Genomic DNA, 18,921 nt, shown 5'->3' with positions numbered 1-18,921 from the left:
AGCTTGAGGCATTAATCAATTTAGCAAATATAAATCTTTATTATAGTATTACAAGTTTTTCAATTTTTTCCACCTGTTTATTCAGTTGATTAGAGCGTACCTTAAGTTTATAAATGTAAACGCCTTTACCAATTTTGTCTCCAAAGTCATCACGACCATCCCACACAATGTTACGTGATAGGTTTGATGCACCTTGGTTACAACATTCGCCAGATCCAGTTTGACCATTTAAGGTTCGTACCAATTTACCAGAAACCGTGAATATCTGTATAGAAACGTCCAAAGGTTCTGAACTATTGTGGTTGAACCAAAATTCTGTGTAATTTATAAACGGGTTTGGATAGTTTAAGACATTGTCGATAATCAATTCTTGATCTTTGTCATGCACAACAAATTGAATTTCAGAGGTGGACGAATTGTTATAGACATCCCAAGCTTTTAAGGTCAACGTATGCAGACCTGGCTCCAAATCCCTGAAGGCATAAGAAACTTTACCGTTTTGATAATCATCTATATCAGCCTGATAATAATCATTTAGGACAAATGGATTGGTCTCATCGCCATCGATAATAGCAACTATGTCATGTCCAATACCACTCGCGGTATTGATACCGTTACTATCTTGTATTTTAGCTAGTAGCGTTGGTGATTCATTTGTTATGCCTCCTGTCACGAAATTTTCATCATTCATAAAAAGATTGATAATGGGACCAATATTGTCTTCTTCAGCATTTTCATTGATACCGCCAATTTGGATGTCAAAACTGGCTCCCGCCTGATCTTGAAGAGGGTTGTCAGTTTTTGAATAAAAACTAGCCTTACCATTTCCAACTGGAATCCCGATGTCTCGTGGCACAACGAATTCAAAATCAAATAAACCGTTGTTGACACTCGCTTGACCTATGAAAATCTTTTCTCCTAAAGTTTTAAAATTGAGAATTACTAATTGATTATTTACCCTTACTCCATCATTTCCCAACGTAGCTCTTTGAATCTCCTTATCATATATTGTGGCGGTTAAGGTCCCGTTATAATTTGATAAAATGTTTCCAGAAGTATCTACAACTTCCCCTGATAACTTTACACGACTCAAAGCTTTCAAGACATCTGTATTTTGTCCAAGTGGAACGTCATTAATTTTGGTAAGTCGGATGTTGGGCTTTGGAAATGCCAATTTCATAGCAGGATCTCCAATATAAAAAACAACTTCCTTTTGAGTAGAAATCAAAGGATCATTTTTAGTTAACCTCAAGGCTTCAGCCATACTTGGGTAATTATCTGACCCAAAAGCAAATAAATACTTTTCCATTACCTTATTAAATCCTACACCGACCGTTAGAAAAATTTCTCTAGTTGTGGTAATAAGTGAAATTGAGCCGCCTTGTGAGTTCCAATAAATAAGCTCTCCCGCTGTAGGTCTTTGAGGATTGTCAAATTTTGTAAATTCACAAGTGACAGTCACGAAGCAATTAAATTTACAGGTGTTTCTTATATCTTGAGCATCTATCTTATCGAAAACAAACTCATGAGCAAGACCATCTTCACCTCCATGACCAAAATAATTTACAACCAAAGCACCCACTTCAATGGCGTCTTTAATCGCTTTGTTAACTTTTGGATATCGTGCACCACTGGCAGTTGCTTCTTGTTGATAGGAGTCAGAATGTATTTTTACAATATTCAAAAACGGTTTTTCGGCTGAAACTAAATCAGCCATTTGGTCTGTGGTACTTTGCAATTGCTGTTCACCTGACCTGTCAACATCATCGGAAATAACCACAAAGGTATTTCTCCAACTTCCATAAGAAGGCTCCTTATAATATAGCTCTATTTTATCCACTAATTCCTTCGCTCTTTGTGGTGAATCTGCAAGAATCCTACCAACGGCAATATCCAATTTATCAGAAGTTGCCATGCTCCCTTCGCTCTCATCCATGTTGCCATAAAAATCATCAGAAATGTAGGAATTGGTCAAACTAAAACTATTGTAACTCAACCATGAAGGAACAATATTGGTATTGTTGGATATTCTATCCTTATAATCATAGGATGCATCGCCAAATAAGCATAAATATTTCAATCGCCGAGTTTCAGAACTGGCATTTAGATAAACATATCTTAGAAAATTCCTGATGGCTGCCACATCTTGTTGACCAGAACTAAATTCGTTGTATATCTCTTTCAAGGTTACAACTTTCACGTTAAGGCCATACCTGTTTCTGTTAATTTGCGCTAAGCGCTCCGCCTGATTTACGTAGTTTGACGATGCTACAATGATATAATCAACATCTTGAAATTCACCTTGTGCATTATTAAAAATTGTGCCTTTAAGGTTTTGGTTGCTTACCCTCACATTCCCGTCTCGCAGTGGTAGATAATAATTGGAAGGCGCCACCACCAAATAATTCTTGTCAACACCACCTTGAGCCTTGAAAATGAATGCGGCCGAATGATCAGTGTTTACCACATTTGTAACATCATATTTATTGCTGATGTCCCAAATTTCAGATACAGCAGTGGCGTTATTTAAAGAGTATTGAACAATTCCTGAAGCCAATGCCGCCGAGTTATGCTTGAAAGGAAATTGTTTGCCATCGTATCTTAACGCTCTAGTAGCTTCAATTGACAGATAATCCAGATATGCAATTGAAGCTGGATTATTGTTGTTGTTATAAGTGAGCATGACGGTTGCTTCAGGAGAGGACAATGATACTTGACCCGTAAATGAATCTCCTGTTGCCAAGGTTGTATCTGCAAAAGCGTTTAAAGTAAGGTTTGATACGACATTGCCATTCAATTTTATCTCCATAGAAGTCTGGACCTCGGCCGTGGCTCCCACATAAACCTTAAGGCTCACGGGTTCCGTTGTCACTAAATTCGGAAAGTTGAACAAAAACTCCTTTTGATTTTCAATTCCAAACCTATCTCCAAACCAACGTCTTCCAATTTTCGCTATATTATATTCATCGATTTCATGAAACTGATAATCATGAAAAGTATCAAATATTACATCAGGATTTCCTGTTGGTTGCGCCATTGGTTGAATCCGTTTTCCATAACCAGGACCAACAGTTATATAATAGTAGGATTTATCTGTGTATGGGTTTAAATTGGTATTGATATTTAAATTTGAAACATTCCCTTTTGGACCCTCACCATAAAATAAAATATAATCCTCATTATTAAATATGCCATCTTCTTCACCAACAAATTTTATTGCATTTTCCGTCAAGTCATTTGGATAAGATGATGAATTCAAAAAAGGAAGCATAGCTCCCCCGTTACCAAAAACTTTGATGGTGCGCGGATCAACATTAGTATTCACACCCAAATCATTCAAAAAATCTTTAGATATCTTAAAGACACCTGATTTGTCTACATAAAAACGATACCATTGTCCAGTACTCAAAACAGAATTTACAATACCGGCCCTCTGTTGAGGATCACTTGTTTTAGCTGAAAAAGTGTTATATTTTACCGTAAATGACGTGATTTTTTTAAAAACACCATTATCTTTAATTATAGGAGTTATTTGAAGATGTATACTTCTTTTGTCTCTTGCTTTGGCATTTGTAATAGTTAATTTTGGAGAACCTGGAATGGTGTTAAGCGGTAAACCTTTTAAATCTGATCTTGAAATTACTGAATAGGATACATCTGATAATTCTACAGATGACTCATTAATGATAACATTTGAATCCCATTCTGTAAAATACAATAGGCCATAGTCTGTGTTAAAGCTTAAATGTTCATCGTCAAAAGCAGGAACTTCGAAACTAGAAATGTTGGTTTGAAAAATTTTTGTTCCATTCCAAGAGATGTCAAATGATTTCTGTTGAGAAAATAAAAGAGATGGACAAACTGCAAGAAAAATAAAAGGTAAGTATTTGTTCATTTATTCAAATTCAGAATTAACTCAAATGGCAAAAATAAATCTAAAAACCGAACGTTTAATCAATTCATTTGCCATAAAATGCGACAATATAGTAACGCAAACAAGAAAAGGTTATTATTAGCGCAATTTTTTTTATTCAAAATTACAACAATAAATAAAATTTAAACTCGTTATTGAAAAACAAAATACATCGATAAAATGGGCAAAAGTCCGTTGTTGTGTTCAAAAAAAAGGATGAAATGCAACTTTTTTTCAATCTATTTTAAAAAAAATGTTGTTAATATTCCTATAATTACTATATTGCGTCACTAAATTTAACTAGCTTACTTAAAAGTATGGATATGAAAAACGTCTTAAATCTAAGGATACTATTAGCCCTAATGCTATCTTTAACCATGATTGGCTGTAAAAGATCATCGTCTTCAAACGAATCTAGAGCCACTGGTTGGAACATTAACGACAAAAAAGGAGGCTTTCAATACAATAACAATTACAAAGGACAAGAAGCTGGTCCAGGATTGGTATTTGTAGAAGGCGGAACCTTCACTATGGGAAAAGTACAGGATGACCCAATGCATGATTGGAACAATTCTCCTTCTCAACAGCACGTGCAATCTTTTTATATGGATGAAACGGAGGTGACCAATAAAATGTATTTGGAATATTTGGATTGGATTAAACGAGTTTATCCACCAGATGACCCAAATTTCAGACTAATCTATGAAGGAGCATTACCTGATACTTTGGTATGGAGAAATCGTTTAGGTTATAGCGAAATGATGACAGAAAACTATCTACGTCACCCAGGTTATGGAGAATATCCTGTAGTTGGTGTCACTTGGATTCAGGCTGTAGAATTTGCTAATTGGAGAACTGACCGTGTCAATGAGCTTAATTTGGAAGAAGCTGGTTACATCAAAAGAGATGCCCGTTTAAGCGAAGACATCACTGCTGATTCCAACTTCAACACTGACACATATATCAATGCGCCTACTGAAACTTACGGAGGAAATAGTGATATTTTGGAAGGTGGAAGAAGAAAACCTCAAACCAATGCTGCTGGTGAACCAATGAACGTTTATGCCACTAGAGAAACGGGTATTATTTCACCTAAATACCGCTTACCTTCCGAGGCAGAATGGGAATATGCTGCGCTTGGTCTAAGCGAATTAAGAAACTATAACGCCATTAGAGGTCGTAAAAAATATCCATGGAGTGGTCAATATACACGTTCTGGTAAAAGAAAAACTAAAGGCGATCAGTTGGCAAATTTCAAACAAGGTAAAGGTGATTACGGAGGAATTGCTGGTTGGTCAGACGATGGAGCAGACATCACAAACGCCGTGATGTCTTATGAGCCAAATGATTTTGGACTGTATGACATGGCTGGTAATGTGGCTGAATGGGTGGCTGACGTTTATAGACCAATTGTTGATGATGAATTCAGTGATTTCAACTACTATCGTGGAAACGTTTATACCAAAAATGCCATTAATGAAGATGGAACCGTAAAAGTTGTGACAACAGCGGATATAGTTTATGACACTTTAAGCAATGGTAAGATTGTCGCTAGAAACTTGCCTGGTGAAATCCTACAAGTTCCAATTGATGAAAACGAGACTTACCAAAGAACAAACTTCGATAAAAGTGACAACCGTAATTTCAGAGATGGTGACAAAAGATCATCTCGTCAGTATGGAAATAGCTTTGGTGAAGATGAGATTGATGGAGTGTCTGAAACCACAAAAATGTACAACTCCCCTCAAAACAAAATTGAGGTGGACTCAAGTGGTAATTTGATTAAACAATATGATAAGTCAAACGACAGAACCTCTTTAATCAACGATAATGTGCGTGTTTACAAAGGTGGTTCTTGGAAAGACAGAGCTTATTGGATTGACCCTGCACAACGTCGCTATTTCCCACAAGATATGGCAACTGACTATATCGGTTTTAGATGTGCTATGTCTAGAGTAGGTTCTAAATCTGAAGCTAAAAATAAGTCTAGAAATTAACATATAAACTTTAATATAATATTAAAAGTCCCAACAAAGTTAGTTGGGACTTTTTTTATTACATTTATTTTATGGATATAGAAGCTATTTACTCGTATTATCTCAAGTGCAGTTCTGTATGCACTGATACAAGAAAAATTCAGCAAGGCTGTCTTTTTTTTGCTTTAAAAGGAGATAATTTTAATGGAAATACATTTGCACATCAAGCACTTGAAAAAGGTGCTAAATATTGCATTATCGATGAGGCCGACTATTTGACCGACAACTGTATCTTGGTCGACAATGTATTGAAAACACTTCAGCTGCTCGCGACCCATCATAGAAATCAACTCATAGTACCTATTATAGCTCTCACAGGAAGTAATGGAAAAACGACGACCAAAGAGCTTATCAATGCCGTCCTGTCCAAAAAATTCAATACGACTGCAACCCTAGGCAATTTGAACAATCATATTGGCGTCCCTTTGACTTTGTTAAGCATGACAGATAAGACAGACATTGCTATAGTAGAAATGGGAGCCAATCATCCAAAAGAAATTGCATTTCTATGTGACATTGCGCAACCCGACTATGGTTTGATAACAAATTTCGGAAAGGCACATCTTGAAGGTTTTGGAAGTGTTGAAGGTGTCATCAAATCAAAGTCCGAATTGTATGATTATCTCAAAAAACATCAAAAAACAATCTTTGTCAATGAAAATGACGAAATTCAAGTGAAGCAAACTCTTCATTATGAAAATATTTATCACTTCGGTTTGATTACATCCTTAGACGCAATGGTAGAGTTGATTAGTTCTCAACCTTATGTCTCGTTAAAATATAATAACAAAACCATTAATAGTCAACTCACCGGGATGTATAATTTTAACAACATTGCTGTGGCCATTGCCGTAGGTTCTTATTTCAAAGTAGATTCAGAGGATATTGTTTCAGCAATTGAAAATTACAATCCTACAAATAATCGTTCTCAACTTATAGAAAAGGGTAGCAACTCAATTATCATGGATGCCTATAATGCCAATCCTACAAGTATGATGGCTGCATTAGAGAATTTTAAGCAGCTTCATAAAGATCATAAGGTACTCTTTTTAGGTGATATGTTTGAATTGGGCGCCACATCAGAAATTGAGCATCAACAAATTGTTGATTATATCAAACAGAATCCTTTTGATGAAACCTATATTATTGGAAAAAACTTCTTTAAAACAGATGTAAATGGCTCCAATATCAAAAAATTTGAAGGTTTTGATGACTTAAAAGATGAATTACAAAAACGTCCTATCGAAAATAAATTTATGCTGATTAAAGGCTCTCGAGGGATGGCACTTGAACGAATTTTGCAAATACTCTAAATAAAAAAATCCATTCAATAAAAGAATGGATTTTTTTGTGGTCCATACTGGATTCGAACCAGTGACTTCCACGTTGTCGACGTGACACTCTGAACCAGCTGAGTTAATGGACCTAGTACTTATTAAAAAAGTTCACACAAATGTATGAACTTTTTATCAAATTTTGTGGGCGATGAGGGGTTCGAACCCCCGACCCCCTCGGTGTAAACGAGGTGCTCTGAACCAGCTGAGCTAATCGCCCTACGTTATCGGACTGCAAATATAGATTAGTTTTTTATTCTGCAAAAGATTTTTTTGAAAAAAATTAAATTATTTCAGCCACTACAAATGTGCTTCCTCCTACATAAATCAAATCGTCATGGGCTGCATTTTCTTTTGCAGTTTCAAAAGCCTCTATAACACTAGAATAGCTTTTTCCATTGAAACCATTTTGAAGGAATTGGTATTGTAATTCTTCTACATCCTTACCTCTCGGAATATTTGGTTTGCAGAAATAATATTCAGCGTTTTTTGGTAAAATCGGTAATATTGATTCCAATTCTTTATCATTCACGACACCAAAAACCATGTGCAATTTGTCAAACGTTTCATCATTCAATTGTTGCATGACATAATTGAGACCTTCCTTATTGTGTGCGGTGTCACAAATAATTTTTGGATGCTCACTCAAAATTTGCCAACGTCCGTTTAGTCCTGTATTCTTAACTACATTAAGCAAGCCGTTTTTTATATTTTCATCTGAAATATGATAACCACGATTTTGAATAATGCTTACAGCCTTTAAAACTGTTTTTATATTTTTCTGTTGATAATAACCTTTCAGGTCACTTTCAAGAGCATCTTCAATATCTTTATCTGCAAAGAATATTTTAGAATTCCTGTCCTTTGAAATCTCTCTAAAAACAGCTTCAGTTTCGAGTTGAGTTTCGCCAATAACAACAGGAATATTTGGCTTGATGATGCCGCCTTTTTCCTTGGCAATAGCTTCGAGCGTAGATCCTAAAAATTGCGTATGGTCCAGACCGATATTGGTAATCACGGAAACTTCAGGGGTTATGATATTTGTGGAATCCAGCCTACCTCCCATTCCTACTTCAATAATGGCGATATCTACTTTTTCTTTAGAAAAATAATCAAAGGCCATTCCAACAGTCATTTCAAAAAAAGACAAAGTATTACTTTCAAAAAAAAGCTTATGTTCATCAATAAACTCAACAACAAACTCCTCCGAAATCTCTTTACCATTGATTTTAATACGCTCCCTGAAATCTTTAAGATGTGGTGAAGTATACAATCCTACCTTGTAACCTCCTTCTTGCAAGATGGATGCTAGCATATGACTTGTGGAGCCCTTACCATTGGTTCCTGCTACATGAATGCTTTTAAATGAATTTTCCGGATGATTGAGATAATCTGCCAAAAGGTGCGTGTTGTCCAAATTAGCCTTGTAAGCAGATTTACCTTGATTTTGATACATAGGTAACTGCTTGAACATCCAGTTGACTGTATCTTGATAGGTCATTTTATTGTGTAACGCTGAAGTCTATTTTTACAAATCCTATTTGGGTAGAAGGCGCTTTTGAATCTGCTGGCCATTTGTAAGTCAATGCTGTTTTTTTGGCTGCTTCATATAAACACAAGTCTCCTGTTGTCCCCTTAACTCCAGGAATTGCTTTAATGACGCGTCCGTCTCTATTCACATGAATTTCAACGACGACTCGCCCTTCTTCATCACAATCGGGTACAACTTTACCATTGGTAGGTCTACCTCTACCATTCAACCCATAACCTGATCCATTCCCACCGTTCCCAGTACCTGGTTGACCAAAATAGCTCGGTGCATATGGGTCACCATTTAATTGCCCTTTATCTCCAGCTTTATTGTCATCGCCTTCGCTTCCTGTAGTTTTTCCATCAGATTTACTGACGCCTCCAATAAGCGCATCCAATTTTGCTTTCTTTTCGGCTTCTTCCTGACGTTTTTTTGCTTCCGCTGCTTCTTTAGCTTTTTGCACTCTTTCAGCTTCTGCCTTTGCTCTAGCTTCCGCTTGTGATTTGGCTTCAGCGGCTTCCTTTTGCTTTTTCATGGCAATGGCTTCTTCATTATCTGCAGTGAGGACTTTTTCTGAAGCTTTATCAGATTTACTGGGTTCAGCCTTGGTTTCTTCAACTTTCGTTTCTTGAACCTTTGGTTGCTCTTTAACTTCTCTGGGTTCAGACTTAACAGGCTGCAATGGTTGCACATCTCCACTACCTACTTCAGAATTTCCGAAATTTACAGCCACCCCATATTCAATGGGTGGATCCATATAAGGAGGTCCCATCACAAACAACAGCAACAGCAAAATGACCACAATAAGTGTGGTTACCTTTGCAGAATTTCGTTCATGTTGGGTTTCTAAATACTTCATCTTAATCATTTGGCCTTACCGCCAAAATCACTTTAAATTTATTTCTATTGGCTATGTCCATCACTTTCACAACATGTTCAACAGCCACTGATTTATCAGCTCTCAATACTATTGTTGGTTCTTCTTGACTTGCCAAAGCCGTTATCAACTCATTTTCCAACATACTTTCACCCACCAATCTTTGATCAATATAAAACGTTAGATTTTCTTTGATACTTACTGCAACCGATTTTTTATTTTCAGTTTTTCCACTTGCTTTCGGAAGCAAAATATCAATAGCACTGGTGGTCACCAATGTTGAAGCAATCATAAAAAATATCAATAACAGAAACACAATATCTGTCATTGAAGACATATTGAATTCTGGAGTTACTTTATTTCTACCTCGTAAATTCATTAAATAGGTTCATTTAAGTGATCCAAAAACTCTAATGAGTTGGCTTCCATTTGATAAACAACCTTATCTGTTTTTACCACAAGATGATTATAGGCCATGTAAGCGACAATACCAACTATTAGACCTGCAACTGTAGTAGTCATAGCTGTGTACAAACCACTTGCTAAAACATCCATCTGTATAGTTCCGCCAGCATTTGCCAATTCAAATATTGCCAATATCATACCAACAACTGTTCCAAGAAATCCAATCATAGGAGCTACACCAGAAATAGTTGCGAGCATACTCACATTTTTTTCTAAACCATAAATTTCCAAACGTCCTGCATTTTCAATGGCTGTGTTAATATCAGCCAAAGGTTTGCCAATTCTACTGATTCCTTTGTTAATCAATCGGGAAACAGGCGTATTAACCTGAGCACATAAAATTTGAGCTGAATCGGTTTTACCATTAGACACATGGTCTTTTATTTGATTCATGAAGTTGGCATCAATCTTTGAAGCTGCTTTGATGGCGAATAAGCGTTCAAAATAAATATACAATGCCACAAAAAGCAAAATAAACAAAATGCCAATGATGACCATCCCTGCGGTGCCACCACTACCAATCAATTCAATAATCGAAAGGGTTTTCTCGACTGATTCTTCCGTCGGAACTGCTTCAACTCCTTCTTGTATGATATAAAATAATGCCATATAATTGTTTTAATTAGTCTATAAACGCCTAAAATACGCCTAAAGTATGTTAGTTAAAATATTGTTCTTGTAAACATAAAGGTTATAGCTCCTGCCAAAAAGCCTATGAGTGCCAGCCATGATATTTTTTTGAGATACCAGAAGAAATCGATTTTCTCCATTCCCATAGCAACAACCCCAGCGGCTGAACCAATAATGAGCATGCTACCCCCTGTTCCGGCTGAATAAGCAACAAAGTGCCATAATTCATTATCTATAGGTTCTGAGAACATTCCTAAACTGGCGGCAACCAATGGTACATTGTCAATGACTGCTGACGCTACACCAAGAAGTAAAATCACTAAATCAGAAACACCTGTATGATGTAATTCAGTACCAAGCATTGGCATATTATCTTGTAAGGTTGTAGCAAATTCAAACAAGATTCCCAAAGATTCCAACGCCGCCACAGCCATTAATATTCCAAGAAAAAATAAAATACTCGGAAGCTCAATCTTGGACAGTGATGAGTGTACAGGGCTGTGATGCCCATGGGCATCTTCCTCTGAAGCTGATGGGTCAGAAAGTGTGAATTTGGAACTACTGTACATTTCGGCAAAAATTGCTACAACACCCAATGATAGCATCATACCAACATATGGCGGTAAATGAGTTATAGTTTTGAAAATCGGAACAAAAACAATTGCACCCAACCCAAGATATAACATCGTAGAGCTAAATTTGCTTTTTGGCTTGTCATCAACTTCTTCTTCGACATCTAAAGTCCCTTTGAAAATAGGCATGAAAGAGGCGATCAGCGCTGGCAAGGCCATACATACTAAAGAAGGCAAAAACAAATAAACAAATAAATGGCTAGTTGTTACCTTTTTACCAATCCAAAGCATTGTTGTAGTCACATCACCAATCGGTGACCAGGCTCCACCAGCATTTGCAGCGATGATGATAAGACCAGCATACCAAAGACGCATATCTCTATCTTTCACTATTTTTTGAAGGATAGAAATTAAAACTATGGTAGCTGTGAGATTATCAATTATAGCAGATAGGATAAAGGCTAGAATAGAGAATATCCAAAGAATTTTGGTTTTCTTCCTAGTCTTTACAAAACCCTTTATGGTGGAAAAACCATCAAAATAATCAATGATTTCAACAATGGTCATAGCTCCCAAAAGAAATACCAGGATTTCAGCTGTTTTACCTAGATGATGCAATAAGCTTTCTTCCATTATGTGCATTTTGCTTTCATCTGGATTGGATATATTTTCCAAAGGCATATTGGCAAAACCATCCACCAATGCATGTTGAGAAGAATCGAACCATTCATTAAAACCTTCTAAACCGAGTGAAATCAGAGCCCAGCTAATAGCCATCATCACAAGGGCCGGTATGAGCTTATCGATCTTTAGGTTATGTTCAAGGGTTATGGCTAAATAGCCGAAAATAAATACGAGTATAATTACAGTTTCCATAAATATGATATTATATAAGTTGACTTAAGGCGATTTCGAAAGCTGTTTCGCTTATGCCTACTTTTGTCTTATTCTTATCGTACACCTGTTTAATCGCTTGTTTGATTCGGTTTGATGTATCGTTGAAAATGGCATCATCAGTCATTTGAACTTTCTGCTCCATAAAATAAGCAAAAACTCTTGCCATCCCACAATTGGATATAAAATCTGGAATAAGGCTAACTTTTTTATCTGTATATTCCATTATTGGTCCGAAAAAAATTTCTTTATCTGCAAAAGGCACGTTGGCACCACAGGAAATAACCTCTAATCCAGTATCTATCATTTGATCTATTTGATGTTTTGTTATTAATCTGGATGCTGCACATGGCGCAAAAATTTCGGTTTCCAAAGACCAAATTTTTTCGTTCATAATCTCATAAGGTATGAGGTTGTCGCTTACCAATGTATTACCTGTCTTCTCTAAATATAAGTCGGTGATTTCTTCAAATGAAAAACCCTCTTCGTTAATAATACCACCTACAATATCAATGATGCCCACAACTTTGGCTCCCATTTGAGATAAATAAAAAGCCGCTGCTGCGCCAACATTCCCAAAGCCTTGAACAATTGCTCTCTTACCTACCACCGATTCGCCTTGAACGTCATAAAAATGCCTCACTGCTTCTGCAACTCCAAAACCTGTAATCATATCGGCAACTGTATATTTACGGCGTACATCTGGAGAATATTTTGGATTTTCAATAACTTTAATCACACCATGGCGCAATTGTCCTATCCGGTTTATTTTATCTGCTTGAGTAGGTTTAAAATGTCCTTCAAAAACACCTTCTTGAGGATGCCATACACCACTTTCTTCCGTAATCGGAATAACTTCGTGTATTTCATCTACATTTAAATCTCCTCCGGTGCCATAATAACTTTTCAATAAAGGAGAAACAGCATTATACCAACGTTCCAAAACACCCTTTTTTCTTGGGTCGTGTGGGTCGAAGTTGATTCCCGATTTGGCACCTCCAATTGCTGGTCCAGAAACGGTGAATTTAACCTCCATGGTTTTTGCTAAAGACAAAACTTCATTCATATCCAATCCTTTGCGCATACGCGTTCCACCTCCGGCAGCACCGCCTCTCAATGAATTAATGACTGTCCAGCCTTCGGCTTCGGTTTCTGGGTCTTTCCAGTTAAATATAATTTCGGGGTCTTTGTCTTCGTACTTCTGAAGTAAATCTTTCATCTAAAGTAATTCTGTAACAAATATAAAAAACAAAAAATCCATAAAGATTAATTTTACAATAATTTTATGGACAATACACTTTGCCAGAGCTATGATCTTTTGCCGCTCCAGTAACACTTTTTAAGCAATTGATTTCATTGCGAAGCTTTCTTACACCCAAAAAACCAAACACTAGAGCTTCCTTAAATTCTATAAGTTCTTTAGAGGGAATTAACAAACTGCTAACTGTGTGATTTTTAATTCTTTTAATCAAAAAATCATTATAAGCACCTCCTCCAGTACATAAAACGGAAGCTTCAAACCCTGAAAAGATATTTTTAGAAATTTGTATTGATATGTGCTCTATGAAAGTTCTCAAAATATCTATGACATCCAACTGAAATGAATCAATCAAAGGGAAAACTTCAGATTTGACCCATTCCAAACCTAAAGACTTGGGGGGATGTTGTTTATAAAATTGAAATGCGTTTAATTTTTCTAATAAACCTTTATTGATGCTTCCCGTTGAAGCCAACTTACCTTTATTGTCATAATCAAAGCCTAATTGATGTACATAATGATTCAATACAATATTAACAGGACAAATATCATAGGCAATCCGTTCGCCATCAATTTTGGTAGAGATGTTGGCAAAACCTCCCAAATTGAGGCAAAAATCATAATTTGAAAATAACAGTTCATCGCCAATTGGCACCAAAGGTGCTCCTTGACCACCGAGAAGAACATCATCAACCCTAAAATCGCACACCGCAAGCTCATTGATATTGGTTGCAATTTTTGGTAAATTACCTATTTGATAGGTCAATCCTTTATCTGGCTGATGCAAAGCGGTATGGCCATGAGAACATACAGCATCTAACTTTTCTATCTTATTCCTACGGATAAAATCAACAACAATTTCACTCAAATAATCTGTATACACTTCATCCAGAAGTTTTAAATCATCAAAAGATAATGCTACCAATGATTGAAGCTTCTGTATCCATTCAGGTTGATAAGGAACTGTTACCGTTTTATGAATTTTATATTCAAGTCTGTCATTATAAATAAATGATACGTATGCCAAATCTATTCCATCTAGCGAGGTACCAGACATTATTCCTATGACATCATATCGGTTCTTTATCATATTGGTAAAACTACAAATCCTTATTGAAATAATTCTACGAAAACGTTATCTTTGCCATCATTTTTTTATCAAATCAACAAGAATAGAAAACTATGGATTTTAGTCTTACAGAAGAACACATTATGATTCGCGATGCCGCGCGCGATTTTGCAATAACAGAATTACTTCCGGGAGTTATAGAACGTGATAACAAGCAAGAATTTCCTCAAGAATTGGTCAAAAAAATGGGAGATTTAGGTTTTATGGGAATTATGGTCGACCCGAAATATGGTGGTAGTGGCATGGACGCCATTTCATACGTATTGATTATGGAAGAGTTATCAAAAATTGACGCATCGGCTTCTGTAATAGTTTCAGTAAACAATTCATTGGTTTGTTATGGCCTTGAGACCTACGGCACAGAAGAACAAAAACAAAAATACTTAACGAAACTAGCAACAGGTGAATTTGTGGGTGCATTTTGTTTAAGTGAGCCCGAAGCTGGAAGTGATGCTACCTCTCAAAAAACCACTGCAATCGATAAAGGAGACCACTACGTGATCAATGGCACCAAAAACTGGATTACCAGTGGAGGACGCGCTGACGTCTATTTGGTGATAGCTCAAACTGACAGAGATAAAGGTTCTCATGGTATCAACGCTTTTATTGTTGAAAAAGGAACACCTGGATTTGACGTAGGACCAAAAGAAGATAAGCTTGGAATTAGAGGAAGTGATACCCATACACTTCAATTTAATGATGTCAAAGTACCAAAGGAAAATAGAATAGGTGAAGACGGTTCTGGCTTCAGATTTGCGATGAAAACTCTTTCAGGTGGACGTATTGGAATAGCAGCTCAAGCATTGGGTATTGCATCCGGTGCTTATGAATTGGCTTTAAAGTATTCGAAAGAACGCAAAGCATTTGGCACTGAGATTTGCAATCATCAGGCTATCGCTTTTAAATTGGCCGATATGTATACTGATATCGAAGCCGCTCGACATTTAGTATTGAAGGCTGCCTGGGATAAAGATAACGGTAACAATTACGATGTGTCAAGTGCTATGGCAAAATTATATGCTTCCAAAGTTGCCATGCAACATACGGTTGAAGCTGTTCAGATTCATGGAGGAAATGGATTTGTAAAGGAATATCATGTTGAGCGTTTGATGAGAGATGCAAAAATCACCCAGATTTATGAAGGAACTTCGGAGATTCAGAAAATTGTGATTTCTCGGAGTTTGATTAAGGCTTAATTGAAAATAATGAGACGATTAAGGTCTGATAGGTTTATGAAAACGTATCAGGCCTTTTCATTTGGCGATAGCACTTATTGCAATTCTTAATTCTCCGTAAGAAAACTTATCTCCTAATTTATTTTTCAGCTCTGTCAGACTTTCAAATGGTGTGCTTTTAATTAGATTTTCAAGTTCAGTGAATTTTTCACGGGAAATTAAATCATAAAGGTCTATTTCTCCACTTTCTAGAAATGAAGCCAAATGTGTTTCAATGGTTCCAACGGTCAAAAATCGTTCTTGGGCTATATCAGAAATCGATTTTCCACTTTTAAATAAATCTAGAGAAACCTTTTTTGTGTTTTTCTTTGATACTTTTTCAATAATATATTCTATTGAAGCTGATTTTAGTTGATCAATCCTGTTAGCTTTACAGTAGTCATCTATCACTTCAAGTATGGCTTTTCCATACTTTTGAAATTTTATTTTTCCAATGCCATGAATCTTTTTTAATTCATTTGATGTCGTAGGTAAAAGATTGCAGAGTTCATAAAGTGTTTTTTGCGTGAACACCTGAAAATGTTTAATATCTTCATCCATTGCAATATCTGAACGTAGTTGTTTCAACTTGATAAATAACTCTGGATGTGCGGACGTATCAATTTTAATTTCTTTCTTTGTTTTTGGCTGTCCATGCTTATCCAAAATGGCTTTTGCTCTTGCTTCCAGATAAGTGTTGGTTTTAAAACCTTCTGAAAGTCTTTTCAAGCAATATAATTTGATATCCAATAGATTATCAATAGTTTGCAAATGCTTTGAAATATCTTTTTGAATCTCTCTATTTTCTGAAGAAAAAGTGACTTCTCCCAAAGGTTGCTTAAGATGCAGTTTTGTATAATTTTCAAAGTACTCAACGGCCTTTGTGAATCGCTCTTGTATAACCGAATCATATTCTGGTAAGGAATTATTGTTCTTAACCAACTGCTCCAATTTTAATTTGAATGTATTAGCCACTTTCAAGACTTCTGGAATACGGACTTCTTTAACTGCCTTTAACTTATTTTCAATATTACCTTCAATACTACTTTTGTTTTTATAATAAATATCGAAAATACGATTGAAAGGATACAAAAACTCATAGTAATCAAACAATTCAACAATAAGATTCAATTGAAACTTTTGTTGGGAGATATTTAAAATATGATGATCTGGTGGATTTTGTTCTGATTGTTTGTTGAATAAAAGCACATTCTCATCGTTGATAATACTGCTACTCTTAATTGGGTTCTTTAGAACGAGCCCTTCGAGAGATTTACATCTACTTAAAGCGACATACGTTTGACCATGAGCAAAAGAATCATTAATGTCAATAATTGCCTTCTCAAAGGTAAGGCCCTGACTTTTATGAATGGTGATTGCCCAAGCTAAACGTAATGGCATTTGGGAAAAAGAACCAATGATTTTCTCTGAAATAGCTTTAGTCTCTGGATGAATAGTGTAGTTAATGTTTTCCCATAATTCATTTGTGGTAACAATATCAAAATCATCAGACGGACATCTTACTATTACTTCATCTTCAGATAATTGTATGATTTTGCCAATTTTTCCATTATAATAGCGCTTCTCCGGTGAACTATCATTTTTAATGAACATTACTTGAGCACCAACTTTCAGTTTAAGTGTCTCATAGGTTGGATAACTGTACTCCGGAAACATGCCTTCTATGGATGCTTTGAAGATAAAATCTTTGCCTTCAAGCTTCTCTACCTCCAATGTATTTATACGATCAGCCTTATTATTGTGAGTTGTAAGTGTTATATATCTTTCTTGTGGATCAGGATTGAAATCTGGAATAAAACGTTTGTTCAATAGTTCCGCGGAAGCTTGATGTAAATTATTGTTGCGAATTTGATTTAATATTTGAATGAACTCTTGATTATCCTGTCTATAAATATGCTTGAGTTCAATAGTGATTGCTTCAGACATTTGAAAGGCCTTACTACTGAAGAAATAACCATTTTTGTAGTAAGCTCTTAACAATTGCCATTCATCATCTTTTATTACAGGAGAAAGTTGCTGCAAATCTCCAATCATCAATAACTGGACTCCTCCAAACGCCTTATTTCTATTTTTATAACGTCTTAAAACGTTATCAATCCCGTCCAATAAGTCAGCCCTTACCATACTTATTTCATCGATTACCAACAAATCCATGGATTTAATAATATCAATTTTTGTGGTGCTGAATTTATTAGCAAAATTGGTATGCTCGTTAGTGCGTGAATTAGGTAAAATAGGTCCAAAAGGCATTTGGAAAAACGAATGGATTGTCACACCTTTGGCATTAATTGCAGCCACCCCTGTAGGAGCAACAACGACCAATCGTTTTAAAGATTCTGATTTTAGTTTGTGTAAGAATGTCGTTTTACCTGTACCTGCCTTTCCTGTTAAAAAAGCATTCCGATCCGTGTTGTTAACGAAGTCCCAAGCCAATTGCAATTCATTATTAACCATAAAATCTATTTCCAAAAAGCGTTTGACTCAATGATATCGTTAATATTCAATAGAATCAATGAACTAATGACAAGCAAAACAAACGCATGGATACAGAATAATTTTGCCCTTTGAATCTTAAATTCGTTGCGTTTTAAAATGAGGAGACTACTTTTTTTATGATTAAACTCTGTCTTGTTAATTGAAGAAAAACTCATAAAAGAATAACCTATGGACATTAAAAAAAATGCCATACAGATTATTAAAATAATCAGAAAGATGCAACTTCTTGTAGAGCAAAAATAGAGTCCTTGCGGTAACAATTCATATACGTAATGATATGAACCTGATAAAATACAAAAAATAGGAATTTGTAAACCTAATAGAGATAGCGTATCGCTATCGATAGATTTTTTTCGAAAAAAAATATGTTCTTTTGTTGATTTTTTCATAAGGATATTAGTTTATACTAATATATGATTATTTCCAACAAAAAAAGCCCCCAACATTTCTGTTGGGGGCTTCTGAAAAAGGCGACGACCTACTCTCCCACGAGGTGCAGTACCATCGGCGCAAACGGGCTTAACTTCTCTGTTCGGAATGGTAAGAGGTGA

The 18,921-nt window shown here is 35.9% G+C and carries 12 protein-coding genes, 2 tRNA genes and 1 rRNA gene; 3 read left to right on the top strand and 12 right to left on the bottom strand.

The features are described from left to right. Positions 1–40: 40 nt before the first annotated feature. Positions 41–3,895: a type IX secretion system sortase PorU gene (gene porU / locus M0G43_RS14770; RefSeq protein WP_248027746.1), complete on the bottom strand. Its 3,855-nt coding sequence runs from the start codon at positions 3,893–3,895 to the stop codon at positions 41–43. Between the two features lie 335 nt (positions 3,896–4,230). Here porU and gldJ point away from each other — a divergent pair, with 335 nt between their 5' ends. Beyond that, positions 4,231–5,910 (top strand): gliding motility lipoprotein GldJ, encoded by a 1,680-nt coding sequence (gene gldJ / locus M0G43_RS14765; RefSeq protein ID WP_248027743.1) that lies wholly within the window; start codon positions 4,231–4,233, stop codon positions 5,908–5,910. A 71-nt stretch (positions 5,911–5,981) separates the two neighbouring features. Then, positions 5,982–7,262: a UDP-N-acetylmuramoyl-tripeptide--D-alanyl-D-alanine ligase gene (locus M0G43_RS14760; protein ID WP_248027741.1), complete on the top strand. Its 1,281-nt coding sequence runs from the start codon at positions 5,982–5,984 to the stop codon at positions 7,260–7,262. A gap of 38 nt (positions 7,263–7,300) precedes the next feature. Here M0G43_RS14760 and M0G43_RS14755 read toward each other — a convergent pair. The 9 genes from M0G43_RS14755 to M0G43_RS14715 all read right to left on the bottom strand — a co-directional run bounded on the left by M0G43_RS14755 (position 7,301) and on the right by M0G43_RS14715 (position 14,600). Beyond that, positions 7,301–7,375 (bottom strand) — tRNA-Val (locus M0G43_RS14755). Between the two features lie 53 nt (positions 7,376–7,428). Further along, positions 7,429–7,503: transfer RNA gene (locus M0G43_RS14750), tRNA-Val, on the bottom strand. Between the two features lie 63 nt (positions 7,504–7,566). Continuing rightward, positions 7,567–8,784, bottom strand: a complete 1,218-nt coding sequence (locus tag M0G43_RS14745) for a bifunctional folylpolyglutamate synthase/dihydrofolate synthase (RefSeq protein WP_248027739.1) — start codon at positions 8,782–8,784, stop codon at positions 7,567–7,569. A gap of 1 nt (position 8,785) precedes the next feature. Then, a complete protein-coding gene (locus M0G43_RS14740) occupies positions 8,786–9,673 on the bottom strand; it encodes an energy transducer TonB (protein WP_248027736.1) in 888 nt (295 codons plus the stop codon). A 1-nt stretch (position 9,674) separates the two neighbouring features. Then, complete coding sequence (locus M0G43_RS14735; protein WP_248027734.1) at positions 9,675–10,070, bottom strand: ExbD/TolR family protein; 396 nt, start codon at positions 10,068–10,070, stop codon at positions 9,675–9,677. Continuing rightward, positions 10,070–10,765, bottom strand: coding sequence for a MotA/TolQ/ExbB proton channel family protein (locus M0G43_RS14730; RefSeq protein ID WP_248027731.1), 696 nt, complete (start codon positions 10,763–10,765; stop codon positions 10,070–10,072). The genes M0G43_RS14735 and M0G43_RS14730 overlap by 1 nt, the downstream gene beginning before the upstream one ends. 53 nt (positions 10,766–10,818) lie before the next feature. Further along, a complete protein-coding gene (gene nhaD, locus M0G43_RS14725; RefSeq protein WP_248027729.1) occupies positions 10,819–12,234 on the bottom strand; it encodes a sodium:proton antiporter NhaD in 1,416 nt (471 codons plus the stop codon). Between the two features lie 10 nt (positions 12,235–12,244). Further along, positions 12,245–13,471, bottom strand: coding sequence for a Glu/Leu/Phe/Val dehydrogenase dimerization domain-containing protein (locus tag M0G43_RS14720; protein WP_248027727.1), 1,227 nt, complete (start codon positions 13,469–13,471; stop codon positions 12,245–12,247). A 64-nt stretch (positions 13,472–13,535) separates the two neighbouring features. Then, positions 13,536–14,600, bottom strand: coding sequence for an anhydro-N-acetylmuramic acid kinase (locus M0G43_RS14715; RefSeq protein WP_248027725.1), 1,065 nt, complete (start codon positions 14,598–14,600; stop codon positions 13,536–13,538). Between the two features lie 92 nt (positions 14,601–14,692). Here M0G43_RS14715 and M0G43_RS14710 point away from each other — a divergent pair, with 92 nt between their 5' ends. Further along, positions 14,693–15,835 carry an acyl-CoA dehydrogenase gene (locus M0G43_RS14710; RefSeq protein WP_248027723.1) on the top strand — a complete coding sequence of 381 codons (1,143 nt, stop codon included), beginning with the start codon at positions 14,693–14,695 and terminating at the stop codon, positions 15,833–15,835. A gap of 57 nt (positions 15,836–15,892) precedes the next feature. Here M0G43_RS14710 and M0G43_RS14705 read toward each other — a convergent pair whose 3' ends face one another. Both M0G43_RS14705 and rrf read right to left on the bottom strand, forming a co-directional pair. Further along, positions 15,893–18,343, bottom strand: coding sequence for a helix-turn-helix domain-containing protein (locus M0G43_RS14705; protein WP_248027721.1), 2,451 nt, complete (start codon positions 18,341–18,343; stop codon positions 15,893–15,895). A 492-nt stretch (positions 18,344–18,835) separates the two neighbouring features. Beyond that, positions 18,836–18,921, bottom strand: a 5S ribosomal RNA gene (rrf, locus tag M0G43_RS14700); the annotation flags it as partial.

The sequence above is a fragment of the Subsaxibacter sp. CAU 1640 genome (assembly GCF_023156585.1).
Lineage (GTDB): Bacteria > Bacteroidota > Bacteroidia > Flavobacteriales > Flavobacteriaceae > JBPOFM01.
The sequence above is the reverse complement of the archived record's forward strand: the minus strand, read 5'-3'. Positions and strand labels throughout refer to the sequence as shown.

What these genes read in the sequence shown, in the direction of transcription:
- porU (WP_248027746.1), bottom strand. Translation starts at nt 3,895, where the DNA reads ATGAACAAATACTTACCTTTTATTTTTCTTGCAGTTTGTCCATCTCTT.
- nhaD (WP_248027729.1), bottom strand. Translation starts at nt 12,234, where the DNA reads ATGGAAACTGTAATTATACTCGTATTTATTTTCGGCTATTTAGCCATA.
- gldJ (WP_248027743.1), top strand. Translation starts at nt 4,231, where the DNA reads ATGGATATGAAAAACGTCTTAAATCTAAGGATACTATTAGCCCTAATG.
- M0G43_RS14720 (WP_248027727.1), bottom strand. Translation starts at nt 13,471, where the DNA reads ATGAAAGATTTACTTCAGAAGTACGAAGACAAAGACCCCGAAATTATA.
- M0G43_RS14745 (WP_248027739.1), bottom strand. Translation starts at nt 8,784, where the DNA reads ATGACCTATCAAGATACAGTCAACTGGATGTTCAAGCAGTTACCTATG.
- M0G43_RS14710 (WP_248027723.1), top strand. Translation starts at nt 14,693, where the DNA reads ATGGATTTTAGTCTTACAGAAGAACACATTATGATTCGCGATGCCGCG.
- M0G43_RS14760 (WP_248027741.1), top strand. Translation starts at nt 5,982, where the DNA reads ATGGATATAGAAGCTATTTACTCGTATTATCTCAAGTGCAGTTCTGTA.
- M0G43_RS14740 (WP_248027736.1), bottom strand. Translation starts at nt 9,673, where the DNA reads ATGAAGTATTTAGAAACCCAACATGAACGAAATTCTGCAAAGGTAACC.
- M0G43_RS14735 (WP_248027734.1), bottom strand. Translation starts at nt 10,070, where the DNA reads ATGAATTTACGAGGTAGAAATAAAGTAACTCCAGAATTCAATATGTCT.
- M0G43_RS14730 (WP_248027731.1), bottom strand. Translation starts at nt 10,765, where the DNA reads ATGGCATTATTTTATATCATACAAGAAGGAGTTGAAGCAGTTCCGACG.
- M0G43_RS14715 (WP_248027725.1), bottom strand. Translation starts at nt 14,600, where the DNA reads ATGATAAAGAACCGATATGATGTCATAGGAATAATGTCTGGTACCTCG.